This is a genomic window from Magnetospirillum sp. 15-1 (genome assembly GCF_900184795.1).
In the GTDB taxonomy this organism is placed as follows: Bacteria; Pseudomonadota; Alphaproteobacteria; order Rhodospirillales; family Magnetospirillaceae; genus Phaeospirillum.
Genome location: NZ_FXXN01000006.1, coordinates 1 through 16,780, shown reverse-complemented (window position 1 = coordinate 16,780; position 16,780 = coordinate 1). Strand labels below are relative to the sequence as shown.

Genomic DNA, 16,780 nt, shown 5'->3' with positions numbered 1-16,780 from the left:
GGACGGATTCGATTCGGGGCTGAAGCGCCGGGGCCTGGAGCCCAAGGCCGCCGCCATCCTGGAGCTGGACACAAGGCGCCGCGCCGCCCAGACCGCCTTTCAGGAAATGCAGGCCCGGCGCAACGACGCCTCCAAGCAGATCGGCGCCATCAAGAAGCAGGGCGGCGACGCCCAGGCCCTGATGGACGAGGTGGCGGCGCTGAAGGAGCGCATCCCGGCCGCCGAGGAAGAGGACCGGCAGCTTGGCGCCGAGATCGAGGCCATCCTGGCCTCCATCCCCAATCTGCCCGCCGATGACGTGCCGGAAGGCCCCGACGAGAGCGCCAACGTGGAAGTCCGCCGCTGGGGCACGCCTAAGGAATTCGCCTTCACCCCGCTCGACCACGACGCCATCGGCGCCAAGCTGGGGCTGATGGATTTCGACGGCGCCGCCAAGCTGTCGGGTGCCCGTTTCGTGGTGCTGAAGGGCCCGCTGGCCCGGCTGCAGCGCGCCATCGGCCAGTTCATGCTGGACCTGCAGACGGCTGAGCACGGCTATACCGAGATGGACCCGCCGCTGATGGTCAAGGACGGTGCCGCCTTCGGCACCGGTCAGTTGCCCAAGTTCAGCGAGGATCTGTTCAAGACCAATACCGGCCACTGGCTGATCCCCACCGCCGAGGTGCCGCTGACCAATCTGGTCAGCGACGAGATTCTGGACGACAAGGTCCTGCCGCTGCGCATGACGGCGTTGACGCCCTGTTTCCGCTCGGAAGCCGGGTCGGCGGGCAAGGATACCCGCGGCATGATCCGCCAGCACCAGTTCCACAAGGTGGAGATGGTTTCCATCGCCCATCCCGACGCCTCCGACGAGGAACACGAGCGCATGACCAGATGCGCCGAGACGGTGTTGCAGCGTCTGGGCCTGGCTTATCGCACCATCGTGCTGTGCACCGGCGACATGGGGTTCTCGGCGCGCAAGACCTACGACATCGAGGTGTGGCTGCCCGGCCAGCAGCGCTACCGCGAAATCTCGTCGTGCTCCAATTGCGGCGACTTCCAGGCGCGGCGCATGAAGGCCCGCTTCCGCCCCGAGGGCGAGAAGGGGACCCGCTTCGTCCATACCCTGAACGGCTCCGGCCTTGCCGTGGGCCGCACCCTGATCGCCGTGATGGAGAACTACCAGCGCGACGACGGCACCATCGAGGTGCCCGAGGCCCTGCGTCCCTACATGGGCGGGCTGGAGGTCATTGCCTAAGATGTTCGACCCGGTTTCCGATCCCTCGCTCGCTCCGCATCCTGATCTCCAACGATGAACGGCATCAACGCGCCGGGCATCAAGGTGCTGGAGGCCATCGCCCGCACGCTCTCCAAGGATGTCTGGGTAGTGGCGCCGGAAACCGAGCAGAGCGCGGCCGGCCATTCGCTCACCATCCGCCGGCCCCTGCGGGTGCGCAAGGTGTCGGCGCGGCGCTATGCGGTGGACGGCACTCCCACCGACGCGGTGCTGCTGGGCGTCAACCACGTGCTGAAGGGCAAGAAGCCCCACCTTGTGCTGTCGGGCATCAACCGGGGCTCCAACCTGGGCGAGGACGTCACCTATTCGGGGACCGTGGCGGCGGCCATGGAAGGCACCATCCTAGGCATTCCCGCCATCGCGCTCTCCCAGTTCATCAACCATCCCCATCCGGTGAAGTGGGGCACGGCCGAGCATTGGGCGCCCGAGGTCATCCGCCGGCTGCTCGCCAAGGGCTGGAGCCGCAACGTGCTGATCAACGTCAACTTTCCCGACGTGATCGCCTCGTCGGTCACCGGGGTGGAGATCACCCGCCAGGGCAAGCGCAAGATCGGCGACGACATCATGGAGCGCGAGGACCCGCGCGGCGAACCCTATGTGTGGATCGGCGCCCAGCGGGCCGAGGAGCGCTCCACTCCCGGCACCGACATCGAAGCAGTCTGTCGCGGCGCCATTTCGGTGACGCCGCTGTGCTTCGACCTGACCCATCGCGACGACATGAAGGCGCTGGAGACGGCCTTTTGATGAAAAGGGCGGAACCCCGCGTCATCCGCCTGCTGATGGAATTGCGGCGGATGGGCGTCGTCGACACGAGCGTGCTGTCGGCCATCGAGCGCATTCCGCGCGATCTGTTCGTCGCCGAGCCCTTCCTCGATCAGGCCTACGAGAACACGGCGCTGCCCATCGGCTGCGCCCAGACCATCAGCCAGCCCCTGGTGGTCGGCCTGATGACCCAGGCGCTGCAGGTGGGCGACCGCATGAAGGTGCTGGAAGTGGGGACGGGCTCGGGCTATCAGGCGGCCATCCTGGCGCGGCTTTGCCGCCGTCTCTATTCCGTCGAGCGGCATAAGCCGTTGCTGGCCGAGGCGGAGGCGCGCTTCAAGCATCTTCGCCTGCACAACATCACCTGCCGGGCCGGTGACGGCTCGCGCGGCTGGCCCGAGCAGGCGCCCTTTGACCGCATCATGGTCACCGCCGCCGCTCCCGACATTCCCCCCGCCCTGGTCGAGCAGCTGAAACCCGACGGTATCATGGTTTTGCCGCTGGGCGACGTGGGCGGCATCGACCAGGAACTGGTGCGGGTCACCAGGACCGACCGTGGCATCGATATCCAGCCCTTCCTGCCGGTGCGCTTCGTGCCGCTGGTCGAGGGCATACCCGAGGAATGATTGCCGGTCGTATCCGCCGCGCTTATAGTGCTGGCATGAGGCATGCGCCACATCATCTGGTTATGGTTCTGGGTCTCGCCGGCCTGATGGCGGCGTGCTCGCCCAGCTATGACTCCCAGGTGCCGGTATCGCGCGGTCCCGATGGCCCTCTGTATGTGCAGCGGCCGGCCACACGGTGACCGTCTATGCTGGCGATACCGTATATGGCGTCGCCCGGCGCTATTCCCTGGCCGTCCGCGACCTGATCGAGGCCAACAACCTGCAGCCGCCCTACCAGTTGCAGCCCGGAACGGTGCTGCGCCTGCCCGGCGGCGGCCAGGATTACGTGGTGCAGAAGGGTGACACTCTGTCGGTGCTGGCCCGGCGCTTCAAGGTGGATTTCAATTCCCTGGCGGCCACCAACGGCAAGCGGGCTCCCTATGTGCTGCATGTGGGCGAGCGCCTGACCATTCCCGGCGTCAAGGGGGGGACTCCCGCGCCGACCCAGACCGCCATGGCCGCGCCACCCGCGTCGGGCGGTGGCACCGGCTCCATCGTGGTGGGCTCGCCCAATGCGCCGGGAGGAGGAGGAGGAGGGGGCAAGGCCACGGCCAAGCTGGACCAGCCGCCGGCCTACGCCCGCGCGCCGTCCCATGCCGCCCCGCAATCGCCGTCGCTGCCCGCCGCGCCGCCGGCCCGCGCCGGCTCCAGCTTCCTGTGGCCGGTCAAGGGCGAGGTGGTGGCCGAATTCGGCCCGCTGCCCGGCAAGGGCCAGCACAACGACGGCATCAATATCGTCGCCGCCAAGGGTACGGCGGTACGGGCCGCCGAGAACGGCGTGGTGGCCTATGTGGGCAACGAACTGAAGGGCTTCGGCAACCTGCTGCTGATCAAGCATGCCGACAACTGGATGACCGCCTATGCCCACAACGACCGGCTGATGGTCAAGCGCGGCGACCAGGTGAAGCGCGGCCAGACCATCGCCACCGTGGGCGCCAGCGGCTCGGTGACATCGCCGCAATTGCATTTCGAGATTCGTCGCGGAACCGAAGCGCTCAATCCCGTCGATTACCTACAAGATAAGGTCGCGTCGACGGAAAAAGTGTATCATTTTGCTATGATTGCGTATTGACCCCGGCGCGTGAACAGCCCACCCTAACCTCATAAATAAATGACCGTTCGTATAGGACGGCATGAGGGATGGATTCCAAGGAGGGGCGCATGGCCGGTGACGTCGCGGCCGAGTCCAAGAACAGGGACCGGCTCAAATTTCTCCGCCTGGATGACAATGCGGTTTCGGCCATGAAGGCGGCCGGTCCCCTGGTCGACGGTGCGCTTCCCGCCATTGCCGATTCCTTCTACGCCCACCTGATGGCCTGGCCGAACCTGCAATCGCTGCTGGGCGGCGGGGCGAAGGTCGGTCACCTGAAGCAGACCCAGCAGGCCCATTGGAGCAGCCTGTTCTCGGGGCGCTTCGACGACGATTATTTCAAGCGCGCGGTCGCCATCGGCGCCACTCACGAGCGTATCGGCCTGGACGTCAACTGGTACCTGGGCGGCTATTGCTTTGTGCTGGAAAAGCTGATCACCGAACTGCACGCCAAATGCGACAAGGCGCGTTTTCCCGGTATCGCCGGTGCCGTGCTGCGGGCCGCCTTCCTGGACATGGATCTGGCCATCTCGACCTATATCGAGCACGGCGAGGCGGGCAAGATGAAGCGCGAGATGCTTGCCTTGTCGGACACCGTCGACCGCGAGGTGGCGCTGACCGTCGGCGACATCGAAAAGCAGGTGAAGCGGCTGATCGAAGGCGCCCGGGAACTGACCGGGGTCGCCACCGAACTGAAGGCCATGGCCGAGGCGGTGGCCGGCGCGGTGTCGGTGACCAGCGACAACGTCCAGTCGGTGGCCGGCGCCACCGAGGCGCTGGAGGAGACCTCGCGGCAGATTTCCGCCAAGGTCCACGGCACCTCGCGCCTGACCGACGCCGCCCAGCAGAAGATGGAGACCGCCGCCGCCACCGTCGACGGCCTGAAGGAGGCGACGGGCCGTATCCGCGACGTGGTGCGTCTCATTCAGTCCATCGCCGGCCAGACACGCATGCTGGCGCTCAACGCCACCATCGAGGCGGCCAGGGCCGGCGAGATGGGCAAGGGCTTCGCCGTGGTGGCCGACGAGGTCAAGCGCCTCGCCAAACTGACCGAGGACGGCATCCGGGGCGTCAACGCCCAAGCCCAGGCCATCGGCCAGGCCACCGACGAGACGGTGGCCATGGTCGAGGAGGTGACGCTGTCCATTCAGGACATCAACACCATCGCCCAGGAAGTGAATCACGCCAGCGAGATGCAGCTGTCGGCCACCGCCGACATCAAGGGCAATGCCGGGCAGGCCGCCGACCATACCGGTACCGTGCACGGCCATGCCCAGTCGGTGCTGAGTCAGGCCGAGCGCACCGGCATCACCGCCCAGCGGGTCAACGAACTGTCCATGGTGGTCAACCGCGACGTCAGCGATCTGCAGCGTCGCTTAGGCATCATCCTGCGCTCATCGGCGGCGGGCGACCGCCGCGCCGTGCCGCGCGTTGCCCTGGGACTGGCTTTCTCGGGGCGGATCGGCGCCAAGGAGATCAAGGGCCATACCGGCGATCTGGCCAGCAAGGGCGTGGTGCTGGCCGGGCTCAACGACCCGTCGCTGGTGGGCCAGAGCGGCAGCCTGGACCTGGAGGGGATCGGCCAATTGCCCTGCGAGGCGGTGGGGGCCAGCGTTCTCGGCCTGCACGTGCGGTTTCTCGAGGTGCCGCCGAGGGCCTTGACGGCCATTGCCGCCGCCCAGGACAAGGCCCGTACCGAGGAGCGCTTCTACATCGATCTGGTGCAGGGCGTGGCCGGCGGCGTCACCAGGGCTTTCGAGCAGGCGCTGAAGGCCGGGGAAATCACCGAGGCCGACCTGTTCGACACCCATTACGAGCCGATCCCCGGCACCGATCCCCAGCAATTCATGGCCCGGCACGCGGGCTTGACCGACCGGGTGGTGCACCAGTTCACCGAGACGGTCCTCGACAAGGACCCGCGCATCATCATCTGCTGCGTCGCCGACCGCAACGGCTACATCGCCACTCACAACAAGAGGTATTCCCAGCCGCAGAAATTGGGCGAAACGGTGTGGAACGCCGCCAATTCCCGCAACCGCCGCATCTTCGACGACCGCGCCGGGCTGGTGGCGGCGCGCAATGTCCAGCCGTACTTCGTCCAGACCTATCCCCGCGACATGGGCGGCGGCAATTTCGTGGTGCTGAAGGAGTTCGACAGCCCAATCACCATCAAGGACAAGCATTGGGGCGCGGTGCGGCTGGCCATCAAGCCGTAGTATCGTGAGGGCGGCCGGAACGGAACCATAAGACACGGACGGCACGGATGCGGAGCTTTGCTCCGCTCGCGGATGGACACGGATATGTATCCTTCCCGATTGTCGCCCTGGGGCGAGTCCGGGACGAGGATGGGGCAATTTCATAATCCGTGGCCGCGAAGCGGCATCCGCGTCCATGTGTGGACGGCCCCTGCGTTGCAAGGAAAATTAGGCGCAGTGTCCGCCGGTCTGGGGCAGTCATGTGTCCGGCCTGTTTGCGCGGCACACCTTGCCGCTGGCCATGATGTGATCCGCGAACCGCTCCCAAATCATCCGTACGGCCTCGACCGGCCGGGACACGAACAGGGTTTTTCGGCTCGTGGGTCTGACCGGTCGCCATCACGCTTTCATCGCCCTCGCAATCGAAGTGCCGTGGTTGGACTTTGGTTCAGGCGGCCAATCCGGCTTGCCTGTGATATGTGCCGCCATGGGCGAGAATAGCCCAGGCGATCCGGGCCAGCTTGTTGGCGATGGCGACGGTAGCCTTGCGTGCCGGCATGCGTTCCAGCAGCGCCTTGATCCACGGGCTTTCGGTTCGGTGGCGCAACATGCCGGTGGCACAGACGACGAGCAAGGAGCGGAGATAGCGGTCGCCGGCCTTGGTGATGGGGCCAAGGGCGGTCTTGCCTCCGGTCGAGTGCTGCGACGGCACCAGGCCGAGCCAGGCGGCGAAGTCGCGGCCGGTCTTGAAGCGATGAGGGGTCGCCCATGGTGGCGGCGATGGCGCTGGCGGTGACCGGACCGATGGACGGGATGCTCGTCAGACGTCGACAGGCCTCGTCGGCGCGCTGAGCCGCCAGGACTTCGTGCTCGAGCGCATCGATCTTGGCCTCGGCATCGCGCAACTGTGCCGCCAGCATGCCCAGCGCCTCGCGCGCCAATTGCGGCAAAGCCAGATCGCCGGCATCCACGGCAAGAGCGATCAGGCCGTCGAGCGCTTTGTCGCCGCACGGCGCGACGATGCCGAACTCGGCCAGATGCGCCCGCACCGCATTGGCGAGCATGGTGCGCTGGCCCACCAGCATCTTGCGGGCACGATGAAGCATCAGCACCGCCTGCTGCTCGGGCGTCTTGACCGGCACCCGGGGGACAGAGCGCCGCGCCATCGCTTCGCAAATGGCAGCGGCGTCATTGGCGTCGCTTCTTGCGGCGACAACGCGCTTGACGTACGGCTTCACATAGGCCGGCGGGACCAGCACCACCTCGTGGCCCAGCGCCCCGATCTCCCGCGCCCAGTAATGGGCCGAGGCGCACGCCTCCATCCCCACCAGGCACGGCGACAGCTTGGTGAAAAAGCCGAGAACCTGGCCGCGCTTCAACTGACGGCACAAAATCGCTTCTTCATCCGCATTCACCCCGTGCAGCGCAAACGCGCCCTTCGACAGGTCGATCGCAATCCTGATAATCTCGCTCATGGGCGGCCCCCTCTTTGTGGCGTCTCAGTAAACGACCACGTTAGGGCACTTCGATGCCGGTGAGCAGGGGCCGTCCACACCATCATCCGTGGCCGGCAATGCCGGCATCCGTGTCAATCCGTGCCTGAGGAAGGCCTTGTGCCGGAGAGACATGTCAAACCCGCCGGATTGTCAGCCACGGAGTATCGCCTCGATGGCCGTGCGGTCGAGGCCGGTGCGGCCGATCACCACCAGGGTGCCGACGCGCTCCTCGTCGGCCTTCCACGGGCGGTCGAAATATCGTTCCACTCTCGTACCGACCGCCTGGATGACGTGGCGGGCCGGCTTGCCGGTGATCGCCAGGAAGCCCTTGAGGCGCAGGATGTCGTGGGCGGCGATGGCGGCCACGGCGCGGGCCTCGATGATGGCCGGATCGTCGACCACCGGCAGGCGGACGGCGAAGCTTTCGAAGTCGTCGTGATCGTGGCCGTCCTCGGCGTCATGGTGGGACGGGCGGGCGGCCAGGTCCTCCTCGGCGGCGGCCGACAGGCCCAGCACCACCACCGGATCGATGGCCGACATGCGGGTGGGCTGGGTCTTGACGCCGGGGCGCAGCCGCGCCTCGATGTCGCCTTGCAGGACCGCCAGGGCGGCGGCCTCCATCAGATCGGATTTGTTGAGGAGGATCAGGTCGGCGCAGGCCAGCTGGTCCTCGAACACCTCCTCCAGCGGATTGTCGTGGTCGGGCCGCGCCATCTCCTCCGGCGTCGAGGCGAAGCGGCCGGCGGCCGCCGCCGGGGCGTCGACCACCGCCACCACGCCGTCCACGGTGACCCTCGAGCGGATTTCCGGCCAGTGGAAGGCCTTGACCAGCGGCTTGGGCAGCGCCAGGCCCGAGGTCTCGATGACGATGTGGTCGGGCGGGTTGGGGCGGTCCAGCAGGGCCTGCATGGTGGGCAGGAACTCGTCGGCCACGGTGCAGCACAGGCAGCCGTTGGCCAGTTCGACGATGTCCTCCTCGGCACAGCCCGCCACGCCGCAGGCGGCCAGCAGTTCGCCATCCACTCCGATATCGCCGAACTCGTTGACGATCAGCGCGATGCGCCGCCCCTGGTTGTTGGCCAGCAGGTGGCGGACCAGGGTGGTCTTGCCGGCCCCCAGGAAACCGGTGATGACGGTGGTAGGAACCTTGCGCATCAGGAAATATCCTTGAGAACCAGGGGAAGGCCGGCGGCGACGAACACCACCCGGCGGCTGATGGCGGCGACCCGCTGGTTGACCCGGCCCTGATGGTCGCGGAACTGGCGCCCCAGGCGGGTCTCGGGTACCAGTCCCATGCCCACCTCGTTGGAGACCAGCACCACCGGCCCGGCCGGATTGGTCAGAACCTCGCACAGGCGCTCCACCGAATGGTCGATGTCGCGTCCGGCCTGCATCAGATTGGACAGCCACATGGTCAGGCAGTCCACCAGCACCGGCCGGTCGGGTCGCATGACGTTGTCCAGGGTGTCGGCGAGATCGAGGGGCTCTTCCAGCGTGCTCCAGCCCGATCCCCGGCGGCGGCGGTGATGGTCGATACGCTCGGCCATCTCGCCGTCCAGGGCCTGGCCGGTGGCGAGGTAGAGGGCGGATTGGCCGCCGAACAGGGATTCGGCATAGGCCGACTTGCCGGAGCGGGCGCCGCCCAGAACCAGGGTGGCCAAGGGAAGGGGGGACGGAGGAAGTGAGTTCATCCCGGCCGCCTATTTCCGTTTCGTCTGCGAAAGAAACTCGGCCACCTGCTCGACCTGGGCCTCGGAGAACTTGCGCACGTTGGCGGTCATCATGCGGGTGCGCCGCGTCGAGCGGATCTCGTCGCGGATGGCCTTGATCTGGACCATCAGGTAGTCCTTGCGCTGCCCGGCGAGGAACGGATAGTCGGCCAGCGGCTTCAGGCCGTCGGCGCCGTGGCAGCCGATGCAGCCGTTCTCGTCGAACAGCTCGGCGCCCTGCTCGGCCTTGGCCTTGTCGCCCGGCTGGGCCTCGGCGGGCCTTTGCGTCGCCAGCCACTCGGCCAGCACCTTGCGCTCGTCGGGGGTGGTCTTGTCGATCACCGGCTTCATCACCTTGACCGGAGCCGAGGAACGGGTGCCGTCGGCGATCTCGGTCATCTGGCGCAGCAGGTAGACGGCGTTCTGTCCGGCGATGTTGGGAGAGCCGGCGATGGGCTTGGCGCCCGCTTCGCCGTGGCAGGCGACGCAGCCCTTGGCGGCGAACAGCGCCTTGCCGTCGGCGGCCAGGGCGGGAGAGGCGCAAAGGGCCGCCAGGGCGGCCAGGGTTACGGCGTATCGGGTCATGTCCACTCCAGGCGGCCGGGGGCGCCGCAGGCCGGGCAGCATACGGCGAAGTCGGGGGTATGATGGCCGCAGCCCCCGCAGGTCCAGGACGGTTCCGGAATCGAATCGGTTCCGGCCCTCATCAGCCAGACATTGGCGGCGGCCTCGTCCTTGCGCTCCTCGCGCTCGACGCGGGCCAGCAACTGGAAGACGGCGCGGGTCGGCCGCTGTTCCAGGGCCTTCTGCAAATGGGTGCGGGCCTGCCCCCACAATTGGGCGGCCAGGGACGCCTCGGCCAGGGCCACGTGGCCGTCGGGCGAGGCGGGATTGGCCTGGACCAGCTCCTGCACCCTTTTCACCCGCTCCAGCGCGCTCTCGCCCTCGCCCAGGGCCAGCCAGCCGGCGATCAGCAGCGGATGGGGGGCGGCCTTGAAGGCGGCCTTCAGCAGGGACGCCGCCTTGCGTTCCTTGCCGCGCCGGCGATACAGCCCGGCGGCCAGGGAAACGGCGGGAACGAACAGCGGATCGGCGTCGCGGGCATCCAAGGCCCAGTCCAGGGCCTGCGCCTCGTTGCCGGCCCCCAGCGCCTCCTCGGCGCGGCCCAGCAGGACCAGGGCGCGGCGGCGGGCCAGTTCGGCGGCGGGCAAGGCGTCGCGGCGCCGCGCGGTGCGCAGCACCTGTTCGGCTTCCGCCCAGGCACCGGCCCCCACCTGCAGGTCGAGCAGCATGCCGGCCAGACCCTCGGCGCCGGGCTGCAGCAGGAAGGCCTTGCCCGCCTCGACCCGTGCGGTATCGCAATCGCCCGCCTTCAGCGCCAGATCGGCCAGTCCCTTGTGGCCGAGGAAGGCGGTTTCCTTGCGCTCGGTCATGGTCTGGTAGCGGTCGCGCAACTGGTCATCGTCACCGCTGAGCTGGGCGGCCTGGGCGGTCAGCAGCCCGGTGACCGCCGGGTTCCGCAGCAGCCTGTCGGCCTTGCGGGCCAGCTTGCCGGCGCGCAGGGTGTCGCCCGAAGCCGCCGCCGCCAGCCCGTCGGCGCAGGGCGGTATAGCCCTTGCGCTGACGGGCTGGCGGCCGAGGCGGCGCGATTCGAACCAGCGGCCGGGGGCGCACCGAACACGGTGCGCACCAGTCGGTTCAGCACCGACAGCGCCACCAACAGCAGCACCAGGGCGGCCAGCAGCACCGGTACGGTGGTGTCTACCCGCCAGCCCAGCCAGTGGATGGTGACCTCGCCCGGACGGTCGGCCAGCCAGACGGCGCCAGCCACCACCACTCCGGTAAGGATCAGGAAGGCGAGCAGCCGCCTCATGGCTTCGCTCCGGCCAGGGCCACCGCCTGGGCGGTCAGTTGCGACAGGGCCTTGTCGGCGCCTTGGCGCGCCTTGGCTTCGGCGATCCAGGGCCGGGCGGCCTCGGCCGGGCCGGGACTCAGGAATTCCAGCTCGGTCAGGGCGGCGGCGAAATCACCCCGCGTCAGCGCCGCCTGGGCGCGGCCGATGATCGCGGCGGCGTTCTGGCCGATGGTGGCGCCGTCCTCGCGGCGGATGGTGATCAGCGACAGCAGGCGGTCGGCGGCATGCCGCCACCAGCCGTCACCCTCGGGCAGGATTTCGGCGCGGATCAGCGCCGGGGCCAGGGCGTCGAAGCGCTGCACCAGGGCGGCGCGGGTGGCGATACCGGCGGCGGCCTGTTCCTTCAGTCCGTCGAGCAGGGCGAGGCTTTCGGCATCCTCGCCCGCCAGCACGCGGGCGGCGCGCCATTCGGCGTCGAAGGGCCGGCCGGCCGCCACCGCCTCGCGCAACTGGCCGGCGGCCAGCAGCAGGGCGGCGGCCGACGAGCGCCGGGCCTGAAGCTCCCGAATGGCGAGATCCATCAGCTCCAGACGCTCGGCCAGACGCAGGACGGCGCTGGCCTCGGCGGAGTTGCGCTTGAGGTCGGCAACCTGTTTCGCAAGTGAATCGATTTCACCGGCCGGGCCGGCGGCGTGACCCTGGGCCGTCTTGAGCGCCTCCTCCAGCCGGTCGAGGCGGGCGTTGTCCATCGCCCCCGGAGCGGCGGCGGGGCGCGCTTCCAATTGGGCGATACGATTGGTGGCGGCCGACAGCTCGGCCCGCAGGTTCTCCACCTCGAAGGAGTCCATGCCCGCCGGTCCGGGCATGCCCATATGGCCGCGCCACATGGGAAAGCTGACGGCGGCCGCGCCGCCCAGGGCGAGGACCGCCAGCACGGCGATCAGGGGGGCCGACGACTTGTTCGGGGCTCCCTGGGGCGGCACCTCCACGGGGGCGGTGGGCTCGGAAGCGGGCTCTGACGTCATGGGCTGAATCCCCGGTTGAGATCGTCGTCGATGGCGGCCAGCAAGGCGGCCTGGCTAGGTTCGGCCGCCTGTCGCAGCACCCGCCAGGGCAGGGGGGACAGCTCGGCCGAAACATTGGCCGACAGACCGTAGGCGGCGATGGTGCCGAGCGTATCCCGCACCCCCGCTTCGATCGCCAGGGTAGCAAAGGTCCGGGCGGTGCGGGGAGAGAAAAACAGGGCGAGATGCAGGCCCCCGGTCCGCAGGGTATCGCACAGCGAGGCTGAAAGCCGGGTCGCCGTCACCGCCCGGTACAGGACCCGGCGGCGCACCTCGAATCCCTTCGCCGACAACCATCCCGACAGATCGCCGGCCGTCACCGAGCCGGCGGCGTGCAGCAGCGCCCCGGCCTTGGGGTCGACACGGGATTCGACCAGCGCGGCCAGACTGTCCACGTCGCCGCCGGCGCATTCCACCCGTGAAAAGCCCATTTCGCGCGCGGCGCGGCCCGAGGCGTCGCCCACCGCCCAGATGGGCAGGTCACGGCCCGGATGCAGGCGGGCCAGGGCGCGGATGCCGTTGGCGCTGGTCACCAATATGCCCTGGGCGCCATCGGTGTCGATGATGGCGCCGGCCACCGGTTCGATGTCGAGCAGCGGCTCGACCATCACGTCGAGGCCGCGTTCGGCCAGCACGCGGGCCACGCCTTCGGAATCCTCCTTGGGGCGGGTCACCAGGGCTCTCAATTTTCGCGCTCCGGCACCGGCCGCCCCGCCAACCCCGGCGCCGGGCGCGCGTGGTGGGGTGGGGACCGCCACGGCTCAGTGACTCTTGATCAGGTCGAAGAAGCCCGGCCCCGCCGTCTTGATCAGTTCCTCGGCGGCATCCTTGCCCATGGCCTCGGCGTCGGCGCGGGTGCCGGTGCGCGCGGTGGCGTGGACCTTGGTGCCGTCGGGGCTGACGATCAGGCCGCGGAACGACAGCCTGTCGCCGTCCAGCTCGGCCAAGGCGGCGATGGGGGTCCGGCACGAGCCGTCCAGGCGGGTCAGGAAGGCCCGCTCGGCCGCGACGCGGACAAAGGAATCCGGGCAGTTCAGCGCCGCCAGATAATCCAGCGCGGCGCGATCGTCGGCGCGGCAGGTGATGCCGATGGCTCCCTGCGCCACGGCGGGCAACATGTCGTCCTCGGACAGCGCCGAGGTGGCGTGCTGGGCCAGGCCCAGGCGCCGCAATCCGGCCATGGCCAGCATGGTGGCGTCGACCACGCCCTCTTCCAGCTTGCGCAGGCGGGTCTGGACGTTGCCGCGGAAGTTCACCACCTTCAGATCAGGACGCCGATGCAGGATCTGGGCGCCGCGCCGCAGGGACGAGGTGCCCACCACGGCGCCCTGGGGCAGTTCGGCCAGGGATGCGACCTTGAGGCTGAGGAAGGCGTCGCGCACGTCCTCGCGCGGCAGGATGCAGGGCAGCACGATGCCGTCGGGCAATTGGGTCGGCACGTCCTTCATGGAATGGACGGCCAGATGGATGCGCCCCGACAGCATGGCCTCGTCCAGCTCCTTGGTGAACAGGCCCTTGCCGCCGATTTCGGCCAGCGGGCGGTCCTGAACCAGGTCACCGGTGGTCTTGATGACCTCGATGTCGATGGCGCCGTCGGCGGCCAGGGGTGCCCAGGCGGCGGCGAGGCGGTCGCGGGTCTCGTGGGTCTGGGCCAGGGCCAGCGGCGAGCCGCGCGTACCGATGCGGAGGATGGGAAGTTTTGCGGTCATGGTCCGGTTGTTGTAGTAAGTCGGGCGCCGCTGTGCAAAGGGATTTCCATCTTGCTTGTTCTGGGTATCGAAAGCTCGTGCGATGAAACCGCCGCCGCCGTGGTCAACGGCGAGCGGGAAATCCTCGGCGAGGTGGTGCTGTCGCAACTGGACGAGCACCGCCCGTTCGGCGGCGTGGTGCCGGAAATCGCCGCGCGGGCCCATCTCGCCCACATGGACCGGCTGGTGGCCGAGGCCATGCGCCGGGCCGGGGTGGACTTCAAGGATCTCGACGCGGTGGCGGCCACCGGCGGTCCCGGCCTGATCGGCGGGGTGATCGTCGGCGTGATGACCGGCAAGGCCATCGCCCTGGCGTCGGGCAAGCCGTTCCTGGCGATCAACCACCTGGAAGGCCACGCGCTCACCCCGCGCCTGACCCACCATATCGGATTTCCCTATCTGCTGCTGCTGGCCTCGGGCGGGCATTGCCAACTGCTGGCCGTCGAGGGGGTGGGCAAGTATACCCGTCTGGGCACCACCATCGACGACGCGGCGGGCGAGGCCTTCGACAAGGTGGCCAAGATGGCCGGCCTGGGCTATCCCGGCGGTCCGGCGGTGGAAAAGGCGGCGGAAATGGGCGATTCCGCCCGCTTTACCCTGCCCCGGCCCATGAAGGGCAAGCCCGGCTGCGATTTCAGCTTCTCGGGCCTGAAAAACGCCGCCCGCCTGCTGATCGAAAGCCTGCCCCAGCCGCTGTCCGGGCGCGATCAGGCCGACGTGGCCCGCGCCTTCCAGGACGCGGTGGCCGATGCCATGGGTGATCGGGTGCGGCGCGGCGTGCGCGAGATGAAGGCCCGCTGGCCCCAGGTCCGGCATCTGGTGGTGGCCGGCGGCGTCGCCGCCAACACGGCGCTGCGCCAGACCCTGGTTCGGATCGGAGCCGAAACGGGCCTGGAATTCCTGGCTCCGTCGCTGAGGCTGTGCACCGACAACGCCGCCATGATCGCCTGGGCGGGGATCGAGCGGCTGCGCCTGGGCCAGAGCGACGACCTCGCCTTCGCGCCGCGTCCGCGCTGGCCGCTGGACCCCAATGCCAGGAAGGGAGCCAAGGCATGAGCAAGGCCTTCACCAAGGAAAGCGATGGTGACGACGAGCTGGAGGATACCCCCAAGGGTCTGCCGCCGGGCTCCAAGAACTACATGCGGCCCCAGGGCTTCGCGGCGCTGAAGGCCGAGCTGTCCCACCTGCTCAAGGTGGAGCGGCCCAAGGTGGTCGAGGTGGTGTCGTGGGCGGCGGGCAACGGCGACCGCTCGGAATGAATGGCGACTATCTCTATGGCAAGAAGCGCCTGCGCGAGATCGACCGCCGCATCCGTTTCCTCACCAAGCGGATCGAATCCGCCCATGTGGTCGATCCCGACCAGCAGAAGAAGCGCGATCAGGTGTTCTTCGGCGCCACCGTCACCTATGCCAGTCCCCGCGACGAGGAAATCACCATCACCATCGTCGGCATCGACGAGGCCGATATGGAGAGGGGCTTGATCAGTTGGATCTCGCCGGTGGCTCGGGCGCTGCTGAAGGCGTTCGAGGGCGATTCCGTGCCGGTGCGGACCCCTTCCGGCATCGAAATGATCGAGGTGGTGGAAATCCGCTACGGGGAGTGATGACTCCCTACATCAATCTGCGGTGATCGAAACCGATCGCCGCAGCGCCCTCATGCGGCCGCGCGGGCGCTGTACGCCCTTGCCTTCCGCGGCATAAGCCGCGCGGCCCCTTGGGCCTATCCGGCCTGCGATGAGTTTCACTCAGCGCAGGCCGATATCCCGCGGCGGATGGCCGCCCTTCATCACGCCGCCTTGTCGAACAGGTCGTACAGGCGGTTTTCCTCGCGTCCCACCCGCGCCTTGAACAGGCTCAGGATCTCCCGCGTCGCCGTCACGAAGCCGGCGGGGTCGCGGCCGATGGCCAGCGGGCCGGCCCACGCCTTCTTGTAGGCATCGAAGCGCTGCGACAGGTTGCCCATCTCCGCCTGGAACTCGGCGGCGGTGCGCCGCAGCGCCGCGTCGGCATGGGCGGCGCATTTGGGGTACAGCGTGTTGTCCTCGATGGCCAGATGGATGGAGAACTTGCCGAACAGGTCGAGCACCACCTTGGACACCGTCGCCGGATCTTCGGCGATCCGCTTGGGGTCGAGCATGGGTTCGAGCCGGCCGACGATTCCCCGGAGATCATCGTGATGTTTACGGAAACTGTCGGTCTTTCTCATGGCGGTATTCCTTCGCTTCAAGCAACTGAGGCCAGAGTACCTGACTAACCAGCTATGGTAATTGACGGCGGTCAAGCAGGGTTGGAGCGGCGAATTATCGCCGTCCGAACAGCTTTTCGATGTCGGCGAGGCTGAGGGAAACGTGGGTGGGCCGCCCGTGGTTGCACTGGCCGGACAGGGGCGTGGCCTCCATGCGGCGCAGCAGGGCGTTCATCTCCGGGACGGTCAGGCGGCGCCCCGCCCGCACCGAGCCGTGGCAGGCCATGGTGGCGCAGATGTGCAGCAGCCGCTCCTCGAGCGCCGTGGCGGCGCCCCATTCGGCCAATTCATCGGCCAGATCGCGCACCAGTCCCTGGACGTCGCCGTCACCCAGCAAGGCGGGGACTTCGCGCACCACCACGGCGCCGGGGCCGAACGGCTCGACCACCAGACCCAGGCGGGACAGGTCCCCGGCCCGTTCGGCGACGCGGGCGGCGCCGGCTTCGCCCAGGTCGACCACCTCGGGCAGCAGCAGGCCCTGGCGGGCCACCCGGCCGTCGGCCAGACCCAGCTTCAGGCGCTCGAACACCAGACGCTCGTGGGCGGCATGCTGGTCGACGATCACCAGCCCGTCGGCGGTCTCGGCGACGATATAGGTGTCGTGCAACTGGGCCTTGGCGGCGCCCAGGGGGTAGTCGGCGGCCGGGTGGCCCGCCAGGGCCTGCTGCTGCCCGAG

General features: G+C 68.5%; 14 protein-coding genes and 4 pseudogenes. 7 read left to right on the top strand and 11 right to left on the bottom strand.

Translation table 11 applies throughout. The features are described from left to right. From serS to CP958_RS00300, 5 genes and pseudogenes are all read left to right on the top strand, one after another. A partial coding sequence (gene serS, locus CP958_RS00320; protein WP_096700044.1) for a serine--tRNA ligase occupies positions 1-1,237 on the top strand: 1,237 nt, incomplete at its 5' end. 1 nt (position 1,238) lies between these two features. Next, positions 1,239-2,020 (top strand): annotated as a pseudogene (gene surE / locus CP958_RS00315) (5'/3'-nucleotidase SurE). Next, positions 2,020-2,664, top strand: a complete 645-nt coding sequence (locus tag CP958_RS00310) for a protein-L-isoaspartate(D-aspartate) O-methyltransferase (RefSeq protein ID WP_096700043.1) — start codon at positions 2,020-2,022, stop codon at positions 2,662-2,664. The pseudogene surE and the gene CP958_RS00310 overlap by 1 nt, the downstream one beginning before the upstream one ends. A 175-nt stretch (positions 2,665-2,839) precedes the next feature. Continuing rightward, complete coding sequence (locus tag CP958_RS00305; protein ID WP_242442653.1) at positions 2,840-3,775, top strand: LysM peptidoglycan-binding domain-containing M23 family metallopeptidase; 936 nt, start codon at positions 2,840-2,842, stop codon at positions 3,773-3,775. A gap of 89 nt (positions 3,776-3,864) precedes the next feature. After that, positions 3,865-6,009, top strand: a complete 2,145-nt coding sequence (locus CP958_RS00300; RefSeq protein ID WP_096700046.1) for a globin-coupled sensor protein — start codon at positions 3,865-3,867, stop codon at positions 6,007-6,009. A 427-nt stretch (positions 6,010-6,436) separates the two neighbouring features. Here the strand turns inward: CP958_RS00300 and CP958_RS00295 are convergent. The 9 genes and pseudogenes from CP958_RS00295 to hemC form a co-directional block, all read right to left on the bottom strand. Continuing rightward, positions 6,437-7,463 (bottom strand): annotated as a pseudogene (locus tag CP958_RS00295) (IS110 family transposase). Between the two features lie 171 nt (positions 7,464-7,634). Then, positions 7,635-8,639: a cobalamin biosynthesis protein CobW gene (cobW, locus tag CP958_RS00290; RefSeq protein ID WP_096700042.1), complete on the bottom strand. Its 1,005-nt coding sequence runs from the start codon at positions 8,637-8,639 to the stop codon at positions 7,635-7,637. Further along, on the bottom strand, positions 8,639-9,175 hold the full coding sequence (gene cobU / locus CP958_RS00285) for a bifunctional adenosylcobinamide kinase/adenosylcobinamide-phosphate guanylyltransferase (RefSeq protein WP_096700041.1): 537 nt from the start codon (positions 9,173-9,175) through the stop codon (positions 8,639-8,641). Before cobU ends, cobW begins: the two co-directional genes overlap by 1 nt. Before the next feature lie 9 nt (positions 9,176-9,184). Then, positions 9,185-9,778, bottom strand: a complete 594-nt coding sequence (locus CP958_RS00280; RefSeq protein ID WP_096700045.1) for a c-type cytochrome — start codon at positions 9,776-9,778, stop codon at positions 9,185-9,187. Beyond that, positions 9,775-10,740: a hypothetical protein gene (locus tag CP958_RS00275; RefSeq protein WP_277948856.1), complete on the bottom strand. Its 966-nt coding sequence runs from the start codon at positions 10,738-10,740 to the stop codon at positions 9,775-9,777. The genes CP958_RS00280 and CP958_RS00275 overlap by 4 nt, the downstream gene beginning before the upstream one ends. Further along, positions 10,686-11,066: a heme biosynthesis HemY N-terminal domain-containing protein gene (locus CP958_RS26735; RefSeq protein ID WP_242442651.1), complete on the bottom strand. Its 381-nt coding sequence runs from the start codon at positions 11,064-11,066 to the stop codon at positions 10,686-10,688. The genes CP958_RS00275 and CP958_RS26735 overlap by 55 nt, the downstream gene beginning before the upstream one ends. Then, complete coding sequence (locus CP958_RS00270) at positions 11,063-12,073, bottom strand: mitofilin family membrane protein (protein WP_096700040.1); 1,011 nt, start codon at positions 12,071-12,073, stop codon at positions 11,063-11,065. Before CP958_RS00270 ends, CP958_RS26735 begins: the two co-directional genes overlap by 4 nt. After that, a complete protein-coding gene (locus CP958_RS00265) occupies positions 12,070-12,786 on the bottom strand; it encodes a uroporphyrinogen-III synthase (RefSeq protein ID WP_242442650.1) in 717 nt (238 codons plus the stop codon). Before CP958_RS00265 ends, CP958_RS00270 begins: the two co-directional genes overlap by 4 nt. Positions 12,787-12,873: 87 nt before the next feature. Further along, positions 12,874-13,821 carry a hydroxymethylbilane synthase gene (gene hemC, locus CP958_RS00260; RefSeq protein ID WP_096700038.1) on the bottom strand — a complete coding sequence of 316 codons (948 nt, stop codon included), beginning with the start codon at positions 13,819-13,821 and terminating at the stop codon, positions 12,874-12,876. Between the two features lie 51 nt (positions 13,822-13,872). On the opposite strand from hemC, the gene tsaD reads away from it, so the two are divergent. Continuing rightward, on the top strand, positions 13,873-14,916 hold the full coding sequence (tsaD, locus tag CP958_RS00255; RefSeq protein WP_096700037.1) for a tRNA (adenosine(37)-N6)-threonylcarbamoyltransferase complex transferase subunit TsaD: 1,044 nt from the start codon (positions 13,873-13,875) through the stop codon (positions 14,914-14,916). Next, positions 14,913-15,463, top strand: a pseudogene (gene greB, locus CP958_RS00250) (transcription elongation factor GreB). Before tsaD ends, greB begins: the two are co-directional and overlap by 4 nt. 182 nt (positions 15,464-15,645) lie before the next feature. On the opposite strand, the gene CP958_RS00245 reads toward greB, so the two are convergent. Together CP958_RS00245 and CP958_RS00240 are read right to left on the bottom strand one after the other, a co-directional pair. Next, the gene (locus tag CP958_RS00245; RefSeq protein WP_096700036.1) at positions 15,646-16,065 is read right to left on the bottom strand and encodes a hemerythrin domain-containing protein; all 420 of its coding nucleotides are present in this window, start codon (positions 16,063-16,065) and stop codon (positions 15,646-15,648) included. A gap of 94 nt (positions 16,066-16,159) precedes the next feature. Then, positions 16,160-16,780: pseudogene (locus CP958_RS00240) on the bottom strand (DNA mismatch repair protein MutL); the annotation flags it as partial.

Bases quoted from the DNA above. Each gene is read 5' to 3' on its own strand.
- CP958_RS26735 (WP_242442651.1), bottom strand. From the start codon at position 11,066: ATGAGGCGGCTGCTCGCCTTCCTGATCCTTACCGGAGTGGTGGTGGCT.
- CP958_RS00270 (WP_096700040.1), bottom strand. From the start codon at position 12,073: ATGACGTCAGAGCCCGCTTCCGAGCCCACCGCCCCCGTGGAGGTGCCG.
- CP958_RS00310 (WP_096700043.1), top strand. From the start codon at position 2,020: ATGAAAAGGGCGGAACCCCGCGTCATCCGCCTGCTGATGGAATTGCGG.
- CP958_RS00245 (WP_096700036.1), bottom strand. From the start codon at position 16,065: ATGAGAAAGACCGACAGTTTCCGTAAACATCACGATGATCTCCGGGGA.
- cobU (WP_096700041.1), bottom strand. From the start codon at position 9,175: ATGAACTCACTTCCTCCGTCCCCCCTTCCCTTGGCCACCCTGGTTCTG.
- hemC (WP_096700038.1), bottom strand. From the start codon at position 13,821: ATGACCGCAAAACTTCCCATCCTCCGCATCGGTACGCGCGGCTCGCCG.
- CP958_RS00280 (WP_096700045.1), bottom strand. From the start codon at position 9,778: ATGACCCGATACGCCGTAACCCTGGCCGCCCTGGCGGCCCTTTGCGCC.
- CP958_RS00300 (WP_096700046.1), top strand. From the start codon at position 3,865: ATGGCCGGTGACGTCGCGGCCGAGTCCAAGAACAGGGACCGGCTCAAA.
- cobW (WP_096700042.1), bottom strand. From the start codon at position 8,639: ATGCGCAAGGTTCCTACCACCGTCATCACCGGTTTCCTGGGGGCCGGC.